Raw genomic sequence first — 20,065 nt, forward strand, 5'->3', positions numbered from 1 at the left:
TCTCCCTATCGATTAGATGGGGTCTCTTGTTCCGCCCATTGTTTTAATGTTACATAGTCCACCTTACCGCTTCCTAATAAAGGGAGTTCCTCGATCTCCACAATTTTAGAAGGAACCAATAGTGCTGAGAAGCCTTTAGCTAGCACGTATTCCTTAATCTCACGCATTGTAATGGGAATAGAGGTAAATAGATAAATGCGCTCTCCTTTTCGCGGATCACCTGTGGTAACAGCAGCGAGCCTCGTATCTTGCACTACCTCCGTAACCAGTTGCTCAACTAAATTTAGTGAGACCATTTCACCTGCAATTTTTGCAAAACGTTTTTTCCGAGCTACAATGGAAATATACCCTTCGTCATCCACTGTTACGATATCTCCACAATCGTAGCACCCTTCTCTTGGCTCGAAGCCTTTTCCATGAAATAAATAGCCCTTCATGACATTTGCTCCATCCACCCAAAGGTTGCCGCCTTCAGCTATGCCTTCAATCTTCTCTAATTCATAACGAATACCTGGCAAAAATTGACCGACTGTTCCCTTTTTATGCTGGAGCGGAGTGTTCAGTGACAGGATTGGAGAAGCCTCTGTAGTACCATATCCCTCCATTACCCTAATGCCGAATTTATCCATCCAAAGCTGCCGAACCTCATCCTTTAATTTTTCTGCTCCCGCCACTACATGACGCATAGCGTAAAAATCGTATGGTTTGGCAGTCCGAGCATATCCTGCAAGGAATGTAGAGGTTCCAAATAACACGGTACAATTGCGATCATAAGCTATCTCAGGAATCACCTTGTAATGAAGCGGCGAGGGGTAAAAAAACACAGGGATTCCTGTCACAATCGGTAAAATCGTACCTACTGTTAACCCAAAGCTGTGAAACATGGGTAAGGTATTTAAAAACTTGTCTTTCGATGTCATATCCATCATGGCCAAGACCTGCTGAATATTGTTATAGATATTACTGTGTGTAAGCACCACTCCTTTTGGTTTGCTCTCGCTTCCCGATGTAAATAAAATAAGTTCACTTTCCTGGAATGGATTCACCTTTAAAGCACGCTGTTTGCCCAAATAAGCAAACATCGCTTTTCCTTTATCAGTTGTGCTAATCGATGCTTTTACGTCTTCTAGGTAAATAACCCGAATATGTTTGGCAAGCGCATCAGCCATCGCCTGTAAATTAGCCTTCTGAATAAACTCTCTGGAGGTTAAAATGGTGGAAATACTCGCTGTTTCACAAGCATCCAATACCGTCTGAACCCCCATACTAAAGTTGAGGAGAGCGACCGTTTTGTCTAAATAAAATAACGAAAATAAAGCTGCGGTATGCCCAAGTGATGTAGGTAATAATGTGCCGATGCGTTGCTCTTGGTGAACAAGAGCCTGTAATTTATTCCCTAACGCGTATGCGCTTATGACCAGCTTTTTATAAGTTATGGACTGCATTAATTCTTCCCCAATCATCCGGTTTGGTCCATTAAGACGACAGGCATCTAGCATTTCATTAAATAATTGCACATGATGCTTCTCTTTCGCATAAAATAATTCTGCTTGCATCGTTCTCAAGACTTTACTTCCAGCCTTTTCCTTTTGAATTCGTTTAGATACTCCCTCTTTTGCTGGAATCGTATAGGCCTCACCAATACGGATACGCACCTTGGGGAATAAATGCGTTTTCCACTTATCAGTAATGTAAGAAAATGGTGTTCGTTCAGGACCCACCAATGTAACGGGATAAATAGTGGCCCCTGTGCGAAGAGCAATATAACCGAGCCCACTATATATTTTCATGATTCCGCCAGTCGTTGTAATTCTACCTTCAGGAAACAACACCAAAGGTACTCCAGCCTTAACCTCACGCACTATTTTGCGGATGGAATAAGAATTAAAAGGATCAACCGTTATAAATTTTCGTTGTGATAAAAAGCTGGCATATTTTTTGGCAATATCCGTATTCACCACATAGCATACTTCTTTCGGAAGATTGCAGGCCAGTAATACGGCATCTAAAATTGAAACGTGATTTGGCGCTAAAATAACCGGCTTGGAAAAATCGAGTTTTGAGAGTCCCTCAATCTCAACTCGATAACTCGTATTAACCACCGTTTTTAACAAACTATCTACAATACCCACACCATTCCACCTTTCTCCCTTTATCTCTTTAACTTGTATTCTCAAAAAATCATAACAGACTTGTCAACTAATATATACTTTCCTCTCTCTAATCCCAACCATACATCTTATGTAGGTTTTGCTTTTTCTATCTTTTTTCTTAGCATATTCTGCTTCCCGTTGCTCAAAACAAGTCTATTTAGCCAGTTAATAATACCCCCTCAGGAGATTAGCCCTACTCAATCAGCCCTATTTTTTATTTTTTCTGATAAAACACGAAACTAACTCGTCGTTTTCCGCGTCAAGGATTTTGACAAAACATCACATATTTGTGAAAAAGAACATGAGGAGGAAACCATGAAAAAGATATCTGCTTTATTGCTGTCGTTCCTATTGCTGTTTTCCATGATGCCCCTGCTAGCACAAGCTAAAAACACAAATTTCTGGGATGTCTCGCGAGATCATTGGGCTTATGAGGCAATCACTGACATGGCCACCAAGGGAATTATTGATGGTTACAGTGACGGTTCGTTTCGTCCAAACTCAAAAGTTACCCGTGCCGAGTTTGCTAAAATTATGATTGCAGCAGCAGGAGTCCAATTGGGGGATAAATGGGGGATTTCTCAGACCTTTAAAGATGTACCGCGCAGCCACTGGGCATTTACGTATGTCGAGTATGCAAAGCCTTACCTGACTGGCTACAAGTCAGGCTCAACCTACAGCTACAAGCCTGATCAGAATGCCGTACGTGAAGACATTGCCGTAGCTTTGGTGCGCCTGCTAGGCTATGATCAATCAAAATCAGCAAAAGTATCTTTATTAAATCAATTCAGAGATAAAGAAAGAATTTCCTACAATCTTCGCACCTTTATCGCAATCGCCTTAGATAATGATCTGATTAAAGGCTTCAACGATGGTACCTTCCGACCACAAGATGCCATTACGCGCGCGGAAGCCGCCTCTCTATTGTATCGTGCTAAACTAGATGAGCAAAAAGTGGTTTTCCCAACTGATCCTGCTTCTCCCGTCCCGCAACCAAAGCCTGATCAAAAAACAAGAGAAGTGGTTGATGATTTTTCGGATAATCAATTGAAAAAATGGAACAGTGCACGAGGAACTGGATCGTGGGTGGTTTACGATAAACGTGTAACAGCTTATAGCAATGACAGAGCTCTAAAGCATTACCTCCTGCCCCTAAAAGATAAGGTAAATAGGGATGATACAGAATGGGAAATATCAGTAGATATTATTCCTGTCAAAACCGATGCGGAAGCCGGTATATTTATTAATGGTAACGATGGAGAAGCTGATATCGTTTATCTAACAAAGGATTCTCTACAGATTCGCCACCTTCCTGATCCTGAAAAGAAAGAGACAAAAGCTATCGCAAGCATTGCCACCAAGCTAACAACAAACAATAGCCTAAAAATAAAAGCTAACGATGATACATTATCCGTTTACCTAAACGGCACCAACATCTATACGCTCCAAAATGTGAAATGGGATCATTCCGAAATAGGATTATATATGAGTAAGGATGCTTTTAAGCAAATTCCATCAAAGACTACCTGGTTTGACAATTTCACATTTACCGCTACGAAAAAATAAAAAAAGCTGGTCTCCTGAACATTTCGTTATATGATAAAGGTACAATTTTTTATTGTTTGGTACCTTTAAGCGAAATGTTCTAGGAAGCCAGCTTTTGTTTTGCTGTTTTACAGATTTTTTTTTAAAATCACCATATCTAAAGCACGAATTCCATTTTCCCAAATTGGATAGGGGTATTGCAAAAAGAAATCAACTTTGATTCCTGTAATTCGAAACCCTACCTTTTGATAAAACGCTAGATGATCCAAGCTAGAATTCGCTGTTCCTACAACCATCACCTTATAGTTGGCTTCTTTAGCCTTCTCTTCCAAACACGAAATGAATTGTTTGCCGTAGCCCTTTCCCTGCTCTCCTCTACATACCGCAATATTTTTAATTTCGACCATTTCCTCGGTACACGGAAGCAAAATGGCGATACCAAGCAAACGCTCCTCCGTATAAGCAGCGTACATATCTCCACGATGCTTATAGCGTGCAATCATCTCTTCTGATTCATCAGCCTCTAACAGCAATCGATCATATTCACCCTTATCCCGCTCTTCCATGGGTACAAGGACTACAGTTACCTCCTCTGACAAATCGCTCTTCCTCTCTTACATGGACTTCTTGACTTTCTCCTCATATATTAAACAAATCACACCGAAAAATCCATCTTTTCTGAATACTCCTTTTTCCTAGCAGAGATTTTCATGACATGTGTATAATGGAGAAAGACACCTCTCTTACAGGAGGGTATTTGGGAAGGGGTTTTACTGTGTATTCTGAACTACTGCACTCTCCATTTACCTGGATTGACTCGGGCATCTACCGACAATCTCCGGTAGAACCGATCGCATTGGATGAAGCATTAGCTACTGCTATGAAAGAGCCTAATGCGAAACCAATTATCCATTTATGGATTTATGATAAAGCTTTTTGGTTGGGACGACGTGACGCCAAGCTTCCGCACTTAGAGCAAGCCTTGAAGGCATACAGTTATGAAGGGTACTCGGCTCTCCTCCGTTCCTCGGGCGGCGCATGTGTTCCACTGGACAGCGGTGTTTTAAATATGGCTATTTTATTCCCACAATGCAATCTGGCAATTGATGATTTTTATAAGCTAGCTGCTGAAATTCTATCAGTCGGGCTTGCTGACTACGGGAAGATTGAACTAGGAGAAGTCGTAGATTCCTATTGTGTAGGTGACTATGATTTTGCGCTTGCTGGTAAAAAAATTGGTGGAATGGCTCAACGCCGTACCCGCTATGGTTCCATTTTGCAGCTCTGTATCAATATTGAGGGTAGTGGAATAGAACGCGGAGCCCTGATGGAAGACTTCTATCATCAAGCTGGACTTTATGAAATGGAAGTAGCCCAGCGCCCTGTTCCTGCCGTCCGAAAGGAGACTATCGGCAGTATCTCCGAGCATATGGGACGTGCCATCTCCGTAGATGAAGTAAAAGAACAGCTTTATTCTGCTATTTCAAACAAATGGACAGCTCCCAAGGGAGAATTGCCTTTGACAGAAGCAGATAAAGAAGTCGCAATCCAGCATTTAACGGGACGCCTTGGCCTCTTCTCTTATACCGCAGCAGAGATTCAACAATCTGATTGGCGGTTACTAAAATAAATTCATAATCAATGGGGTCTTTTGCATATCTATAAAAAAGACATCTTCTCATTTAAAAAACCTGAGGATTGATCCGCTCAGGTTTTTTCTTTTTCATCTATTTTGAGACTAAATGAGCAGCATACATAAAAGATTTAGGATAGTCAGGACTAGTAAAAATTTGCTCAAGTTACTTCTACGCTGTTTTTCAACTCATTTCAAATAGAGAAAAAAATGCATTTTTGCTTAATTTTTTATACAATACAAGAAGAATGTCCATTAACAATGAAAGGTAAGGAGGATCTTGCATTGATTAATCCTCAAGCTAAGCATATTTTCAATTACCCGATTATGGATTTAATACTACCCGCCTCAAAAGTAGCTCATGTTCAATTGGGCAATTCTTTGGAACACGCTTTATTAGTATTGGTGAAAAGCAGATATTCGGCCATTCCTGTATTGGACTCTTCCTATAAAGTGATGGGACAAATTAGTAAAACAATGATACTGGAATCCATTCTAGGTTTAGAGCGTGTGGAGTATGAAACATTACACGAGCATCATGTAGAAGAGGTCATGGAACGTAACATCCCTCGTTTACGCCCTACTGACTCTTTTCAACGCGCTCTAGAATTATCCATTAATCATCCCTTTGTGTGTGTCGAGGATGAGCAAGGTGTTTTTGAAGGAATTTTGACTCGCAAAGCAGTTCTTGCCCTCGTGTACCACCATTTCCGCAACGTCGAATAATACAGTCTCAGACCCACGCCCCATGGTGATGGTAGAACTGAAGGAAAGGCCCGCATCCAACTTGGAGCAGGCCTTTTATTACACATGCGCTTTTCCTTTTTGTTTTCTATTTTCCCGTAACTAATAGCATGATGTCTGGCTGTCTAGCAGTCTTCTACTAATCATCATTTTTTCTTTTTGTACAGAGTAGCTCCATATTCAAGTGGGGTTTTATAAGATTGATAAAACATGGCTTTCTCACCTGCTTTGAAAAATGAGTATCTTTGATCCCTAACGTTCGCCTCAATAAAATATGGTAATCCAGACCGGTCAATCCCCATATCTAAGCCCAGATCAGCTAGTGACGGCTCATGTTGTTCCAGTTCCTCTACAATGGCAAAGCATGCAGCCTTTAAACGACTCACAATGATGGGAATACTTTGAGTAGCAAACAGCGAGCCCAGAACTGTTTCCAATTGTACTGCCCTGCCACCTTGTGCTAAGTTACTTAATTTATTGGTAGGATTTGCCAATTTCGCTACCATCCCTGATATCTTCCATTCATGCAATTGATTTTTTTGAATAGAAACACGCACATCAAAAGTTCGATCCTGATACTTGCAAAGCGGAATACCTTGTTGAATAATGTAGGTTTTGTTCTTGATCCAGTTTTCTACAAACTGTACAAGCTCTTCTACATGCTGAAAGCTTTCCTTTGTTCGTGACGAGTAGAAAAAATATCCCTCTGCCTTACGTTCTATTCGAGCAACTCCGATCCCTACTGATCCGACTACCGGTTTGATGTATATAAAAGAATATTTATTCAGCATGTCGGTAAAGGCTTGTTTTCGAAATAGCTTGGTTTCTGGAATGTAATGACGTAAATTATCCTGTCCCCACAGTCTCTTGTGCACCCTCCATTTATTGCGTGTGACAATCCCGTTATACACTTGGCTTATTTTTTCTAATTTTTTTATCCGAAAAATCGTAGCTTTCTTACCAGAAAGTAATCGATTGTGAATGACTTTTGGGATTATAAAAGTGGATGGTACCAGCTTCTTATCTCTCCATACATAGCCTTTAATTTTATTCGTGGCAAAGTTAATTTGATCAGCATGAAAAAACACAGTCTCTAGTCCAAGTCTAGCCCCAATCTCTACATAAAAAGCCAGCCGCTCATAGGTGTGTCGTCGCCGTCTGTTCGAGGAAATAACTTTCTTATCAAGCATGATTCCGATTTTTTCCACATTCATCCCTTCCTACATCATTTCTTCAGTACATTTTTCTTTTTTATTACTCTATGTAGGGCGCAGACAGATGGGTTGCCTATTTTTTATCTGCTCGATTTCAACTGAAAAAACCGAGTAATGAATAGGTCCATTACTCGGCTAGGGCTGACGATATCTGTTTTGTTCTTATCTTTTTTCAATTGCAATGATAAAAGGAGCTTGGTTTTGTTGATTCATATATTGATAACGAAGCACAAGGTATTCTGTCTGCGGCAGTTTTTCACAATATTCAACAACTGCCTCCTTTTCAATAGCCCCTGCTTCGTGTCCCCAATAAATAATGATCGTCATGATTCCGCCAGTCCGAAGCTTATCCAATCCGGCTTCAATAGCACGAATGGTGGTATTAGCCTGTGTCGTAATATCCTTATTTCCACCTGGTAAATACCCTAAATTAAACATAACAGCTCCGATTGCTACCGGAATCTCTTTAATTTGCTCGTGGCTGGTTAATAATAAATTCACCCGCTCTACTACCTGTTCGCGTTCTAAACGTGCTCGGGTTTTCTCAATCGCTTCTGATTGAACATCATAAGCGTACACTTTTCCTCTTTCCCCAACTAGCTGAGCAAGAAATAATGTGTCATTTCCATTGCCCATAGTGGCGTCCACTACCGTCTCTCCCTCTTCTACTCGTTCTCTAATATATTGACGTACAACTTCTAAAACATTTGGAAACACGTTAGCTCTCTCCTTTTTATATCTCTATCTGTAATCCTATCCTTGCAACATAGCATGATTCCCCATATGAGCTTGCTTGCTCGTATACATCCTCGTCTTTTGTATTATGAAATAGATGTGTAATTAATAATGCTTTTGCTTTTATATCATTGGCAATCTGAGCAGCTTGCCGCACTGATAAATGGCCAGTCGGCTTATTAGGTTCAAAGCCGTCAAGATACGTTCCTTCACATATAAATAAATCAGGCTCCATAACCCTCTCCCAGTCCGTTTGCATCCCTGTATCTGCACCATAGAGGATTGTTTTTCCATTATACGTAAACATCATGGCATAACATAAAATGGGGTGATCTGTTTTGACAAAACCAACAGTGATGTCTCCTACAATTACTTCTGTCTGCTCAATTATAGGCTTAAAAACTGTTGCTTCTTTATAGGCCATTTGACTGCTAAATTCGACTGGCTCTATCGGAGCATAAATGGGTACAGGTTGATTGGCACGAATCCCTTCTACTCTTTGATGCACATTCAAACCATACTGCAAAACTCCAACATCAGCAATATGATCTTGATGATAATGTGATAAGAAAACCGCATCTAGCTTATGAATTGGTATGTATTTTGTTACCTGACTGATTACCCCGCTCCCACAATCAATTAATATATTCTTTGATTCTGTTTGTAATAAATAACCAGGGGTAGCTCCTCCAGGTCCTGGATACGGTGATTGAAAGCCTAACACAGTGATACGCATGTTTTCACTCTCCATTTCATAGGATGTAGTATGGTGGACAGGAGGTACTCAATGCAAAATTCATGGAAAACTATTTTGCAGATCGCCTTTACTTATATCGGAACGGTTGTAGGCGCTGGATTTGCTTCAGGTCGAGAGATTCTCGAATTTTTTGTACGGTTTGGACCCTATGGCTTAGTTGGCATTGGCATTGCTAGTCTATTATTTGTCTGGTCTGCTATACAGGTAATGCTGGTAGCACAGCGTATACAGGCCAAATCCTATCAGGAAGTTAGCTTCTACCTATTTGGAAAAACGATCGGCACTTTTTTTAATACAACGTTACTCCTAGTTCTCATCGGGACAACTTCCGTCATGCTTGCTTTTACTGGTTCACTTTTTAAAGAATCGTTCCATTTACCAGCTCAGCTTGGAATTTGGGCAAGTATGATATTTATTTTCCTGGTAACAGCTAGAGGTATGGGTGCTATTCATATGGTAAATAGTATTTTTGTTCCAATCCTTATTGGATTTACGCTGCTTGTCTTCTTCTACACGAAGCCATGGGATAGCACTGCCTCCGTAGCCGGCTTGCCTCTTGATGAACTAGAAGCTGACGGATGGCTCCAATCTCCCATCTATTATGTATCGCTTAATGTTGCATTAGCACAAGCAGTCCTCATCCCTATTGGACGAGAGTGCCCCTCTAGGCGTCCTATCATTTACGGAGGTTTAGTTGGCGGTCTGGGCATTGGCTTCCTTCTTTTTCTTGCATATGCGTCATTATTGGACAATATGCCCCACGTTCAATTTGTAGATACGCCTACTATTTTCATTTTGTCTGGCCTAGGCAAAACGATTACCTTTCTTTTTGCATTATTGGTCTATGCGGAGGTTTTCTCCTCGCTCGTTGCCAATCTGTTTGGATTAGTTGAACAAGTGAAAAGCTATATTAACGTTCATTTTTCACTAATCCTATTGATCATACTGCTAATCTGCTATGGGGTTAGTTTCGTAGGATTTAGTTCTTTGCTTACTATATTGTACCCGCTTTTTGGACAGATTGTCGTGTTCTTTTTGGTGATGCTATTTTATCGCCAAATGATGGATCGATCAAAGCAATTGAATTGATATTTGCAGGCGCATAAGCTGATTCTGAATGTTACTAGAATCAGCTTGTTTGTGTTATCTTGTCAAAGTTCCCCGCCCATTCTCCAAAAAAAAATCATCCCCTCATAAACACTATTGTAGCAAAAGAAATCCGTTTTGCTGCCAAGTGTAGATGAAGGGATGTTTTTATAAGATAAGCATAGTTATACTTGCATTTACCTTACGCAAATTCCGCTTGTAATTGATTAAAGAGCTCTTCACCAAGATGCAAATCCTTTTTCACAAGGGCTTCTTGATCAAATCCTTTAACCAAGTCCTCGTAGCGCTGTTGCTCTGTATTCTGATATATAATACCTGTTAGTAAGCCATTGTTCGCCATCGAATGGGACATTGCCATAATTTTATTATGCTTGTCATAGCCTTCAATGCTATCAACTGGAACAATATTTTGCTTGAACCAGTCATATGTGTTTACTTTATTAAAGGTTACACAGGGGCTAAATACGTTAATTAACGAGAAGCCCTTATGCTGTATTCCCTTTTCAATAACATCTGTCAAACCTTTTAAATCACTGGATACGGACTGAGCCACAAAAGTAGCTCCCGCTGACAGAGCTAATTCGATAGGAGAAATAGCTTGTTCAATCGCGCCAGCAGGGGTAGATTTAGTCACAAAACCTGCCGCAGAGCGTGGCGATGTTTGACCTTTAGTAAGTCCATAAATCTGGTTATCCATCACAATATACGTAATATCCATATTGCGACGAATCGCATGTACAGTATGCCCCATACCAATAGCGAAACCATCTCCGTCTCCACCAGAAGCAATGACTGTTAATTCACGGTTTGCCATTTTTAAACCTTGGGCGATTGGTAAAGCTCGGCCATGCACACCGTGGAAGCCGTAGCAATTAATATAGCCTGAAATACGTCCTGAACAACCAATACCAGACACGACGGCCAAGTTTTCTGGTTCTAATCCCACGTTTGCTGCTGCCCGCTGAATCGCAGCCTGTACGGAGAAGTCACCACACCCTGGACACCAGTTTGGCTTGGTACTATTGCGAAACTCTTTGAACGTCGCCATCTTTTATCAGCCCCTTGACTTGTGTATAAATTTCGTTCGGCAAGAACGGATTCCCATCGTATTTTACCATGTTCTCCAGTCTGTCAGCACAGCCCACATTCAATTTCACTAGGTTGGCGATTTGACCAGTCGCGTTATTTTCAACCACAATAATTTTTTTAGCTTGATCTACGTATGGCTTAATTGCTTCTACTGGGAACGGATGAAGCAATCGAATTTGAGCATGATTTACCTTTAACCCGTCCGCTTCCAAGCGTGTACGCGCTTCTTCCACTGTACCTCCGACAGAGTTGATCGACACCAACAGTACATCAGATTCTACGCCCTCACCATTAATGCGAACCGGTGTAGGGAACTTAGAAGGAAGCACGTCTAATTTTCGTAAACGTTTATCCATTTGCGCCTTACGGTTAGTTGGGCTTTCCGATGGTTTACCTGTTTGGTCATGCTCTACCCCTGTAACGTGGTGAAGACCATACTTTTGTCCTGGAATGACGCGTGGAGATACACCATCCTCTGTTACTTGATAACGCTGGAACATCGCTCCAGCTTCTGTTTCTGGAAGCTCCTGACCCGCAAGCAGCTTTCCTCGACGAATTTCAACACGTTTATAATCAAGCGGTTCAACAGTTTGCTTCCCAAGTGACAATGCCAAATCCGTAATCAAAATAACAGGGACTTGATATTCTTCCGCAATATTAAAAGCCTCTACTGCATCATAGAAGCACTCTTCGACCGATGTAGGCGCCATTACTACCTTAGGAATTTCACCATGTGTACCATTGATCATGGCATTAACATCTGATTGCTCTTGTTTTGTAGGTAAACCTGTAGAAGGGCCGCCACGTTGCGTATCTACAATCACGACAGGCATCTCGGTCATTCCTGCTAAACCGATTGCCTCCATCATCAGAGACAGCCCTGGACCGGCTGATGCTGTCAAGGCACGCACACCACCGTAGCTAGCTCCAATTGCCATCGTAATAGCGGCAATCTCATCCTCTGTTTGTATAACTGTACCGCCAAATTTCGGTAGTTTTTTAATAAGATATTCCATGATCTCAGACGCTGGTGTGATTGGGTATGCTGGCATAAAGCGGACTCCAGCCGTCAAACAGCCTAGAGCTATCGCATCATTGCCGATCATGAAAAGACGTTTATTTCCATCTGCCGGTTCTAGTTGGAACTCTGGAAGTTGTCCACCTGTTAATTCATTTACAAATTGTGCTCCACGAGTAATCGCTTGCATGTTTAATTCGACTACTTTTTCACCTTTACGCAAGAACATGTCCTCTACAATGTTTCGGTATCCCTCAACTGGAATACCCAAAATTGCGCTGGTTGCCCCAATGGATACCATGTTCTTCATTAAGGAAGTACCCAATTCATCAGCAATTTGAGTTAGTGGAACAGCTAATAGGCGGACAGACTGTATTCCTTCTGGCAACACTGGGTTGAATTTAGCATCTGCTATAATGACTCCGCCTTCACGTAACTCTGGAGCATTTACATCAATGGTTTCCTGATCAAACGCTACCAACATATCTAGGACATCCGAAATGGCCTGAACAGGCTTCGTGCTTACACGAATCTTGTTATTGGTGTGTCCTCCTTTAATACGCGAGGAGAAATGACGGTAACCATACAGATAATAACCCATGCGGTTCATGGCAATAGAGAAGATTTCACCTGTACTTTCAATACCTTCCCCTTGTTGTCCTCCAACTTTCCAAGAAAGTTGACTAATCATGAAATTCCACCCCTTCAGCGACTGTGAGAAAATCTACAATCATCATTCAATCCGAACTGCACACATCTGTTCAATCAGTATTTGTCTATGTAATATAGTAGACAAATTGTGAAGAATTTGTGTATAAGCAAGACCAATTTTAGACCTAGCTTATTCAAATTGCAAGTGCTTTTACTAAAGATGGTTGCATTGTGTTAATAAATGTACTCAGTATATTAATGATCTTCTGAAGTAATTGTAACATGTTCCCATAAAGTCGCAACTATTTTTACTAAAAATTTAGAAGGTTTTGTCCTTCTGTTGAAGTTGATTCATTAGCTATTCTTTATATCTTCGTTGATTTTCGTGCTGAAAGCAAGTCATGATTATTTATTTGTTTTTTTGACTGCTTGTCCAGCTTTTTTACGATGTATTTTTGAAATCATTATATGTAAAAACGATAAGAAAGCCAAGCCAATCGACTGAGAGGCTTGGCATCTAACTCTCTATGCTTTAGCAGGCTTGTTTGCTATTCGGCAAATAAAAAACCTGTTTATTCCAAGAGGACAAACAGGTGAATAGGTAGTTTAGTTCTCTATCATCTGGGTTCTACAATTAATTTTATGGCTGTACGTTCTTCTCCATCAATTATTATGTCTGTAAAGGCTGGGATACAAATCAAATCGACACCACTAGGCGCTACGAACCCACGTGCGATAGCTACTGCCTTCACAGCTTGATTGAGCGCCCCCGCTCCAATGGCTTGAATCTCAGCGGCCCCGCGCTCACGGAGTACGCCTGCAAGAGCACCAGCAACAGAGTTGGGGTTAGACTTTGCTGAAACTTTTAATACGTCCATCCTTTGTACCTCCCGTCAGATAGAAATAACTCTTATCTCTAGAATGATATTCGCATAACCCCTAAAAATTCCTGCCTTTTACGATTAATATTCGCAAAATTCGAATCTACCTTGTATTATTCCATAAAAGGACAAGCGGCGTCAATTCGAATTCGATCTATCTTTTTCGTTTTTCCCGTGGAATTATCGAGGGTAAAGAGAACACCGTTTAATTGTGTCGGCCCTTCTGCCACTTCAAATCTAACAGGTAATTGAGTTAAGAATTTCTTTATAACTACGCTCCGCTCCATACCCAGAATCCCATCTGTTGGACCGCACATTCCTGCATCGGTAATATAGCCGGTCCCATTTGGTAAGATTCGTTCGTCTCCTGTTTGTACATGTGTATGTGTTCCAACCATGGCACTAATTTTCCCATCCAGATACCAGCCTAGTGCCTGTTTTTCTGAAGTAGCCTCAGCATGCACATCTACAAAAATAAATTTGGTGCGTTTTCTTGCTTCTTCTACTAGCCGCTCTGCCGTTTCAAATGGACACATCAATGGTGGTAAAAATGTTCTTCCTTGCACGTTAATGATGGCTACCTCTCCCACATGTGTTTGGACATAGGTAAGACCTCTGCCTGGGGTCCCCTCCGGAAAGTTCGCTGGGCGAACAATACGTGAATCCTCATCTATAAAATCAAAAACTTCTCGGTTATCCCACGTATGATTCCCCATCGTAATCGCCTGAACACCCACCTGAAAAAGTTCATTAGCAATTTTTCGTGTAATTCCACGGCCATGTGCCGAATTTTCACCATTAACTACAATCAGATCAGGTGCATATTTTCGTTTCAGACGTGGTACATACTCTTTTACAATTTCTCTTCCGGGAGACCCTACAATATCTCCAATGAACAATAATTTCATTCTAATCACCTCTACTATTCATTCATTCTAAAAATGGGCGATGACCAATCCACTGCCCCCAGCAGGACTTGGTTGTACGTATAGAGATGAGAATGTAGATACATTTCTATCCGTCAAAAAAATAAAGTGGCATCTCGCCACTTTATTTTTACTTCGCGTATTCAACAGCGCGGGTTTCCCGAATCACCGTTACGCGTATATGTCCTGGATAATCCAGCTCATTTTCAATACGTTTCGTAATTTCTCGAGCTAGCCTCATTGACTCAGCATCATCAATTTTTTCTGGCTGTACCATCACGCGTACTTCTCGGCCTGCTTGGATTGCATATGATTTTTCTACGCCATCGAAGGACTCAGAGATTTCCTCGAGTTTCTCCAAGCGTTTAATATATGTTTCCAAGGTTTCACGGCGAGCACCCGGACGTGCAGCAGAAAGGGCGTCAGCTGCAGCTACTAACATCGCAATGACAGAAGTAGGTTCTGTATCACCATGGTGAGAAGCAATACTGTTGATAACAACAGGGTGTTCATTGTACTTCTTCGCTAGTTCCACACCAATCTCTACGTGAGAGCCTTCTACCTCATGATCAATTGCTTTACCGATATCATGCAGCAAACCTGATCTTTTTGCCAGTTTCACGTCTTCTTTTAATTCCGCAGCCATTAGACCGGCAAGATGAGCTACTTCCATTGAGTGTTTCAAGACATTTTGTCCGTAACTTGTACGGTAGCGCAAACGTCCTAAAATCTTTATTAAATCAGGATGCAATCCGTGTACATCTGTCTCAAATGTTGCTTGTTCCCCGTACTCACGAATACGTTCATCTACTTCACGTCTTGATTTCTCTACCATTTCCTCAATACGAGCTGGGTGAATACGTCCGTCTGCCACCAGCTTATCGAGGGCCGTTTTAGCAATTTCACGTCGAATCGGGTCAAAGCCTGAAAGAATAACTGCCTCAGGAGTATCATCAATAATAAGATCAATACCAGTTAGTGTCTCTAGTGCTCGAATGTTACGACCTTCTCGACCGATAATTCGACCTTTCATTTCATCATTGGGAAGAGTAACAACTGAAACGGTCGTCTCTGCCACATGATCAGCCGCGCAGCGTTGGATTGCTGTTGTGATAATCTCACGAGCTTTTTTATCAGCGTCCTCTTTTGCTTGCGTTTCAATATCCTTGATCATAATTGCCATGTCATGGCGCACTTCGTTTTCTACGTTTGTTAGAATAATTGTCTTTGCTTCATCTTGAGTTAGTCCTGAAATGCGTTCGAGTTCAGCAACTTGATCTTTATATAATTGCTCAACCTTGGCTTGCAACTCAGTAATTGATTTTTCACGGTCGCTTTGTTCTACTTCTTTACGTTCCAATTGGTCCAGCTTTCGGTCAAGAGACTCCTCTTTCTGAAGGATACGTCTCTCTTGACGCTGAATTTCGTTACGACGCTCTTTGATTTCGTGATCAGCATCTGTACGCAGCTTAAACACTTCGTCTTTGGCTTCTAAGACTTTTTCCTTTTTCACTGCCTCCGCATCGCGTTTCGCTTCTTCGACGATTTGCTTCGCCGCTTCTTCTGCGCTTGAAATTTTGGCTTCTGCAATGGATTTACGTAAGAAGTATCCGACCCCAAAACCAATTGCTAGTGCTACCAACAATAGCAAAACTAACAATAGTGGGTTAGATAGATCCATACGTGTTCTCTTACACCTCCTTTGTCTATGACTTTTACATTTCTCATACAAATCATTTTTTTCTTGGTGATTCCTATCATCTTCGTATCTCGTACATAAAATGAAAAACAAGTAAGAGCGAAGAAGGAAACATTTGGCATCCATAGCCTAAAAAACAAGACCGATGCGACTCGGTCGACTGCAATCATGATAGACATAGGCCTCATGGATGTTCAGTTATGGATTGCTAATCGCAAAAAGTTATCAAACACCAAGTAATACAAACCTATTTTATTATTTGCGAACAAGCCTTGTCAAGGAGTAGACCTTGTGGGGAGTAGGATTGCTTCGCTAGGGAAGGATTATACAGTATGCGCCCTCACTACTCGTCATCTTCCTCCATCCAGTTTTTTGTTCTCCATTCATTTCTTAGCTGTTGAACAATGGAATGTGAAAATCCTTTCCGTAATAAAAATTGTAAGAGCTTTTGCTCTGTTTTTTGATCAATGGGAGCTGTTATTCTTGCTACTTTTCCTCGTAACAAACCACGCGCTGCATCTAGCTCCTGTTCATATTCTATTCTTCCCAATACTTTCTCTATCAAACTCGAGGCAATTCCCTTCTGCTTCAATTCCATCTTAAGCATATAGGCTCCCCGAGGTTTCAAACGCAATCTCTCTTCTACCCATTTTTTAGCAAATAGCTCATCGTTTATATATCCTTCTCGCGTACACTTCTCTACTATTCGCTCCGCCAGTTCTAGTGAAAACTCTTTCCCTATTAAATATCTTTCTACTTCTCTAGAACTCCGTGGACGATAGCTAAGATAATTAATAGCAGCCAAATAGGCTTTATTCTCATGATCCGCTCGTAAAACCTCTGCGAAAAAATTACTATCTATCTCTGTCCCCTTCATCAAATGGTACTTAATAAAGACTTCCTCATGCACTTCAAATGCAAATTCATAGTCCAAATCAATTAAATACACTTGTTTTCTTTTCAAATCCCTATGAACGGCCGTGATTACCCCTGAGGTTTTCATGTTTCCTCCCACTCTAATCGAGACTGCTTTGTCTTCACATAAAAAGCCTGCCGCACAGAATACGACAGGCTTACATCTCTTCTACTCTAAATCAAAAGTTGGCTCTTCATCCTGCTCTGGATCGAGAACCGCTTCTCCCTCTGGGATGGAATTAGGATTCAAGCTGTAATATTCTCGAATTTTTTGGTCAATCTGAGCTGCAATAGCTGGGTTCTCTTTCAAGAATTGTTTTGCATTTTCACGGCCTTGACCTAAACGTTCCTCATTAAATGCATACCAAGCGCCGCTTTTAGCAACAATGTCCAGCTCAGCTCCAATATCCAGAATACTTCCTTCTTTAGAAATACCTTCTCCATACATAATATCGACTTCGGCTACTTTGAACGGAGGAGCTACTTTATTTTTTACAACTTTAATTTTAGTCTTTGTACCTACTACATCATTGCCTTGTTTAATTCCCTCTGCTTTACGCACATCAAGACGTACACTAGCATAGAATTTCAAAGCACGTCCACCAGGAGTAGTTTCTGGGTTTCCAAACATAACGCCCACTTTTTCACGCAACTGGTTAATAAAGATCGCAATTGTTTTGGATTTATTGATAGCTCCAGAAAGCTTACGTAAAGCTTGAGACATCAAACGAGCTTGTAGACCAACGTGAGAGTCACCCATTTCTCCTTCAATCTCAGCTTTTGGAACCAAAGCCGCTACGGAGTCTACTACGATAATATCTACAGCGCCAGAGCGTACGAGAGCTTCCGCAATTTCTAAAGCTTGTTCTCCTGTGTCTGGTTGGGATAAAAGTAATTCTTCTATGTTAACACCCAATTTAGCAGCATAAACAGGGTCTAGAGCATGCTCTGCATCAATAAAGGCTGCTTGTCCACCTTGCTTCTGTACTTCTGCAATGGCATGAAGCGCAACTGTTGTTTTACCAGAGGATTCTGGCCCGTAAATCTCAATAATACGACCACGTGGGAAACCGCCGACACCAAGTGCGATATCAAGAGCTAAGGCTCCTGTTGAAACAGTAGAAACCTGTGAATGTGCCATTTCTCCCATCTTCATGATGGAGCCTTTCCCGAACTGTTTTTCTATTTGTCTTAAAGCACTCTCTAGCGCAGCGCGACGATCTGACAATAGTGACACTCCCTTTCTCGTTCCACTCAACTTTTTCTTATGTATGTATCATACATCGAGACAGAGGGGTTTGCCAAGTATTTTTTGCGAACAAATATTCGTATAGGAATTATATAGAAAAAAGAAGGCATTTTCACTTAACCTCCATGTGAAAAAACCTTCTGTACAGCCTAATTATGATTTACGTGTCCGCGGTTTAGCAGGCTCTAGATTAATACGTTTACCATTGATGCGCGTCTGTCTTAACGCCTCATAAACAAACGGAGCAACATCTTCTGGAACTTCTACAAAAGTGAAGTTTTCAAAAATATCAATTCGCCCTACTGATTTGCCCGGAATGCCCACCGATTCGGAGATCTCCCGTACAAGATCCTGAGGCTTCATGTTCACATTTCGTCCTACATTTAAGAAGAAACGAACCATTCCTCTTGCTGCGCCCGTCTCACCAAAATTGTACCCTTCTTCTTCATCATTTCCACTTGGATCAGTATGAAACGCGAGATGTAGAGCAGCGGCTGCAACTTTAGCTGGGTCATGCTCCTGCATTAGCTCATTCACGATTTCTTGATACATACCATTCGCAGACTCGCTTTCAATCAGCGAACGTAGCTGTTCACGTAATTGAGTACGTTTGCGCTCCGCAATCTCCTCCAAGGTAGGCACGGTGCGAGTAACCAAAGATGCTTTCGTCTGTTTTTGAATCACCATTAACTGACGCATCTCTCGAGGAGTGACTAGCGTCATAGCTACCCCTTTACGCCCAGCACGTCCAGTACGGCCGATCCGATGCACGTAGCTTTCTGGGTCCTGTGGAATATCGTAATTAATAACATGTGAGACGTTGCCTACATCAATCCCACGGGCTGCTACATCTGTAGCAATCAAAAACTCAATCGTCCCTTCCCGGAAGGCCTTCATTACTTTGTCGCGCTGTGCTTGAGATAGGTCGCCATGCAAGCCATCTGCCAAATAGCCTCGTGCTTGTAAGGCCTCACTCAATTCGTCTACCCCGCGCTTCGTTCTACAGAAAATGATGCCAAGCTCTACATCCTGGCTATCGAGAATGCGGCATAAGCTCTCCCGTTTATTACGTTCGAAAACTTTATAATACACTTGTTCAATAGAAGGTGCTGTAACTTCTTCACGGCTGACAGCCACAGTCTCGGGATTTTTCATATAGCGATGAGCTAAACGCTTGATTTCAGGAGGCATGGTTGCTGAGAAAAGCAAGGTTTGACGCTCAGCTTTCATGTGGCTAAGAATGGTCTCGATATCTTCAATAAAGCCCATGTCCAGCATTTCATCTGCTTCATCGAGAACAAGCATTTTCACATTTTCCAAATGGAGTGTCTTGCGGCGCAAATGGTCCAAAACACGCCCAGGTGTACCAATCACCACATGCACGCCTTGTCGAAGCGCACGAATCTGATGGCTAATTGATTGTCCACCATAGATTGGGAGTGTGCGAATTTTTTTGTATTTGCATATTCTCACTAATTCTCCCGCCACCTGTATAGCGAGCTCGCGAGTCGGAGTCAAAACAATCGCCTGTATACGGTTGTTAGTAGGGTTTAAGACCTCAGCCAACGGGATACCAAATGCAGCCGTTTTCCCTGTACCTGTTTGAGCCTGTCCGATCAGGTCGCCACCCTCTAGTATTTTAGGAATGCAAGCCGCCTGAATTGGTGATGGTTCTTCAAAGCCCATATCATGAATAGCTTGCAACACATTTTTATGTAAAGCTAAATCTGAAAAAATCGTCATGATAGT

At 41.6% G+C, this 20,065-nt stretch carries 17 protein-coding genes; 4 read left to right on the forward strand and 13 right to left on the reverse strand.

Annotated elements, in window-relative coordinates; genetic code table 11:
• Positions 1-5: 5 nt before the first annotated feature.
• Positions 6-2,132: an AMP-binding protein gene (locus AYJ08_RS12955; protein ID WP_064018074.1), complete on the reverse strand. Its 2,127-nt coding sequence runs from the start codon at positions 2,130-2,132 to the stop codon at positions 6-8.
• Positions 2,133-2,468: 336 nt separating this feature from the next.
• On the opposite strand from AYJ08_RS12955, the gene AYJ08_RS12960 reads away from it, so the two are divergent.
• Complete coding sequence (locus AYJ08_RS12960; protein WP_064018075.1) at positions 2,469-3,719, forward strand: S-layer homology domain-containing protein; 1,251 nt, start codon at positions 2,469-2,471, stop codon at positions 3,717-3,719.
• 107 nt (positions 3,720-3,826) lie between these two features.
• Here the strand turns inward: AYJ08_RS12960 and AYJ08_RS12965 are convergent, their stop codons facing one another.
• Positions 3,827-4,297: a GNAT family N-acetyltransferase gene (locus tag AYJ08_RS12965; protein WP_064018076.1), complete on the reverse strand. Its 471-nt coding sequence runs from the start codon at positions 4,295-4,297 to the stop codon at positions 3,827-3,829.
• Between the two features lie 158 nt (positions 4,298-4,455).
• Between AYJ08_RS12965 and AYJ08_RS12970 the strand changes: the two genes are divergently transcribed.
• Both AYJ08_RS12970 and cbpB read left to right on the forward strand, forming a co-directional pair.
• Positions 4,456-5,328: a lipoate--protein ligase family protein gene (locus tag AYJ08_RS12970; RefSeq protein WP_031413782.1), complete on the forward strand. Its 873-nt coding sequence runs from the start codon at positions 4,456-4,458 to the stop codon at positions 5,326-5,328.
• A gap of 288 nt (positions 5,329-5,616) precedes the next feature.
• Complete coding sequence (gene cbpB, locus AYJ08_RS12975; RefSeq protein ID WP_064018077.1) at positions 5,617-6,057, forward strand: cyclic-di-AMP-binding protein CbpB; 441 nt, start codon at positions 5,617-5,619, stop codon at positions 6,055-6,057.
• A gap of 164 nt (positions 6,058-6,221) precedes the next feature.
• Here the strand turns inward: cbpB and AYJ08_RS12980 are convergent, their stop codons facing one another.
• From AYJ08_RS12980 to AYJ08_RS12990, 3 genes are all read right to left on the reverse strand, one after another.
• Positions 6,222-7,283, reverse strand: a complete 1,062-nt coding sequence (locus AYJ08_RS12980) for a YheC/YheD family endospore coat-associated protein (RefSeq protein WP_064018078.1) — start codon at positions 7,281-7,283, stop codon at positions 6,222-6,224.
• A 168-nt stretch (positions 7,284-7,451) separates the two neighbouring features.
• The gene (gene mnmM / locus AYJ08_RS12985) at positions 7,452-8,006 is read right to left on the reverse strand and encodes a tRNA 5-(aminomethyl)-2-thiouridylate-methyltransferase MnmM (RefSeq protein ID WP_031413776.1); all 555 of its coding nucleotides are present in this window, start codon (positions 8,004-8,006) and stop codon (positions 7,452-7,454) included.
• A 16-nt stretch (positions 8,007-8,022) separates the two neighbouring features.
• Positions 8,023-8,760: an MBL fold metallo-hydrolase gene (locus AYJ08_RS12990; RefSeq protein ID WP_064018079.1), complete on the reverse strand. Its 738-nt coding sequence runs from the start codon at positions 8,758-8,760 to the stop codon at positions 8,023-8,025.
• A 51-nt stretch (positions 8,761-8,811) separates the two neighbouring features.
• Between AYJ08_RS12990 and AYJ08_RS12995 the strand changes: the two genes are divergently transcribed.
• The gene (locus AYJ08_RS12995) at positions 8,812-9,870 is read left to right on the forward strand and encodes a YkvI family membrane protein (protein WP_064018080.1); all 1,059 of its coding nucleotides are present in this window, start codon (positions 8,812-8,814) and stop codon (positions 9,868-9,870) included.
• Between the two features lie 199 nt (positions 9,871-10,069).
• Here AYJ08_RS12995 and AYJ08_RS13000 read toward each other — a convergent pair whose 3' ends face one another.
• The 8 genes from AYJ08_RS13000 to AYJ08_RS13035 form a co-directional block, all read right to left on the reverse strand.
• The gene (locus AYJ08_RS13000) at positions 10,070-10,936 is read right to left on the reverse strand and encodes a 2-oxoacid:ferredoxin oxidoreductase subunit beta (protein WP_003341270.1); all 867 of its coding nucleotides are present in this window, start codon (positions 10,934-10,936) and stop codon (positions 10,070-10,072) included.
• Positions 10,908-12,686, reverse strand: coding sequence for a 2-oxoacid:acceptor oxidoreductase subunit alpha (locus AYJ08_RS13005; protein WP_031413772.1), 1,779 nt, complete (start codon positions 12,684-12,686; stop codon positions 10,908-10,910). Before AYJ08_RS13005 ends, AYJ08_RS13000 begins: the two co-directional genes overlap by 29 nt.
• A gap of 577 nt (positions 12,687-13,263) precedes the next feature.
• On the reverse strand, positions 13,264-13,524 hold the full coding sequence (gene spoVS / locus AYJ08_RS13010) for a stage V sporulation protein SpoVS (protein ID WP_003337012.1): 261 nt from the start codon (positions 13,522-13,524) through the stop codon (positions 13,264-13,266).
• 116 nt (positions 13,525-13,640) lie between these two features.
• A complete protein-coding gene (locus AYJ08_RS13015) occupies positions 13,641-14,435 on the reverse strand; it encodes a TIGR00282 family metallophosphoesterase (protein ID WP_064018081.1) in 795 nt (264 codons plus the stop codon).
• 148 nt (positions 14,436-14,583) lie between these two features.
• Positions 14,584-16,134, reverse strand: coding sequence for a ribonuclease Y (rny, locus tag AYJ08_RS13020; protein ID WP_003337009.1), 1,551 nt, complete (start codon positions 16,132-16,134; stop codon positions 14,584-14,586).
• A gap of 361 nt (positions 16,135-16,495) precedes the next feature.
• Positions 16,496-17,155: a RecX family transcriptional regulator gene (locus AYJ08_RS13025; RefSeq protein ID WP_064018082.1), complete on the reverse strand. Its 660-nt coding sequence runs from the start codon at positions 17,153-17,155 to the stop codon at positions 16,496-16,498.
• Between the two features lie 81 nt (positions 17,156-17,236).
• The gene (recA, locus tag AYJ08_RS13030) at positions 17,237-18,295 is read right to left on the reverse strand and encodes a recombinase RecA (RefSeq protein ID WP_031413767.1); all 1,059 of its coding nucleotides are present in this window, start codon (positions 18,293-18,295) and stop codon (positions 17,237-17,239) included.
• 174 nt (positions 18,296-18,469) lie between these two features.
• Positions 18,470-20,059, reverse strand: a complete 1,590-nt coding sequence (locus tag AYJ08_RS13035) for a DEAD/DEAH box helicase (protein ID WP_064018083.1) — start codon at positions 20,057-20,059, stop codon at positions 18,470-18,472.
• Between the last annotated feature and the right edge of the window lie 6 nt (positions 20,060-20,065).

Origin of the sequence: Brevibacillus sp. SKDU10, from assembly GCF_001645205.1 — a bacterium.
Classification (GTDB): domain Bacteria; phylum Bacillota; class Bacilli; order Brevibacillales; family Brevibacillaceae; genus Brevibacillus_B; species Brevibacillus_B halotolerans.